Origin of the sequence: Mesorhizobium sp. M7A.F.Ca.CA.004.12.1.1, from assembly GCF_003997835.1 — a bacterium.
GTDB lineage: Bacteria > Pseudomonadota > Alphaproteobacteria > Rhizobiales > Rhizobiaceae > Mesorhizobium.
Window position 1 is genome coordinate 1,697 of record NZ_RZRK01000681.1, and the last position, 1,655, is coordinate 3,351.

3 protein-coding genes are annotated in these 1,655 nt (G+C 65.1%); all 3 read left to right on the forward strand.

Features of this window, described 5'->3' with window-relative positions; translation table 11 throughout:
• The coding region (locus tag EN984_RS39035; protein WP_245480130.1) for an FAD-dependent oxidoreductase at window positions 1-645 on the forward strand (645 nt) is incomplete at its 5' end.
• 16 nt (window positions 646-661) lie between these two features.
• Window positions 662-976 carry a sarcosine oxidase subunit delta gene (locus EN984_RS27575; RefSeq protein WP_127269175.1) on the forward strand — a complete coding sequence of 105 codons (315 nt, stop codon included), beginning with the start codon at window positions 662-664 and terminating at the stop codon, window positions 974-976.
• A partial coding sequence (locus EN984_RS27580) for a 2Fe-2S iron-sulfur cluster-binding protein (protein WP_127384101.1) occupies window positions 973-1,655 on the forward strand: 683 nt, incomplete at its 3' end. The genes EN984_RS27575 and EN984_RS27580, both read left to right, overlap by 4 nt.

Here is a 1,655-nt window from a genome sequence, read left to right on the forward strand (position 1 = left end):
TGCGAGGTCACCGGCTTTCTGCGCGATGGCGACCGCATATCAGGCGTCACCACTTCGCGCGGCGACATCCGCGCCAGGAAGGTGGCCGTGGCGGTCGCCGGCAGCACCGGACGCGTCATGCAGCTGGCCGGCATCGAGACGATGCCGATCGAGAGCCATGTGCTGCAGGCCTTCGTCACGGAATCGCTGAAACCCTTCATCGACACCGTCGTCACCTTCGGCATGGGCCATTTCTACATGTCGCAGTCGGACAAGGGCGGCCTCATCTATGGCGGCGACATCGACGGCTACAACAGCTACGCCCAGCGCGGCAATTTGCCTGTCGTCGACGAGGTGATGAGCGAAATGCTGGCGCTGTTTCCGGGCCTTGCCCGTGTGCGCATGCTGCGCTCCTGGGGCGGCGTCTGCGACATGTCGATGGACGGCTCGCCGATCATCACCACCGGTCCCCTGCCCGGCATGTATCTCAACTGCGGCTGGTGTTATGGCGGCTTCAAGGCGACGCCGGCCTCGGGCTGGTGCTTTGCCTGGACCATCGCCAAGGACCAGCCGCACGATCTCAACGCCCCCTTCACCCTCGACCGCTTCCACCGCGGCCTGGTGATCGACGACAAGGGCCAGGGTGCAAACCCGCGGCTGCATTAGCAATAGGTAGAGTCCAATGTTGATCACTTGCCCCTATTGCGGTCCGCGCGACGTCATCGAGTTCACCTATCAGGGTGACGGCAATCGTGAGCGTCCCGACTCCGCCTCCCAGAATTTCGAGGCGTGGAATGCCTATGTCTATGACCGGCTGAACCCGGCCGGCGACCACAACGAGATATGGCAGCATTCCGGCGGTTGCCGCGCGCATCTGCGCGTCGTGCGCAACACGCTGACGCATGAGATTTCCAGCGTTGCCTTTGTGCGCGGTGATCATCAAGGGCGCGGCGATCATGGCTCCGCCGCGCGCCGCAAGGCGGAGGACAAGGCATGAGCCCGCGCCGCGCCGATACCGGCGGCCGCATCGACCGGCTGAAAACCATCCGCTTCACCTTCGACGGCACGGCCTACACCGGCCATGCCGGCGACACGCTGGCGTCGGCGCTGCTGGCCAAGGGCGTCACGCTTTACGGACGTTCGTTCAAATACCACCGCCCGCGCGGCCTGCTGACTGCCGGCGTCGAGGAACCCAACGCGCTGGTGACGGTGTTGAAGGGCGAGGTTCGCGAGCCCAACATTCCGGCGACCCTGGTCGAAATCCATGACGGCCTGGTTGCCATCAGCCAGAACCGCTTTCCCTCGCTTGCCTGGGACATCAACGCCGTCAACCAGCTCGGCGGCAACATCCTGTCGGCCGGGTTCTACTACAAGACCTTCATGGGACCGGTGTTCGGCCCGCTCAAAGGCACGCGCTTCTGGATGTTCTGCGAACACTTCATCCGCCGCGCAGCCGGTCTCGGCAGCGCCGGAACGGCGAAAGACCCGGCCCGCTACGAGCGCATGAACGCCTTTTGCGACGTGCTGGTGGTCGGCTCCGGCCCGGCCGGCCTGATGGCCGCCAGGACCGCCGCCGATCAGGGAGCGCGCGTCATGTTGGCCGATCTCGAGCCGCTTTTCGGCGGTTCGGCCAACTGGTCCGGGGAAACGATCGATGGCGCACCAGCTGCCGATTG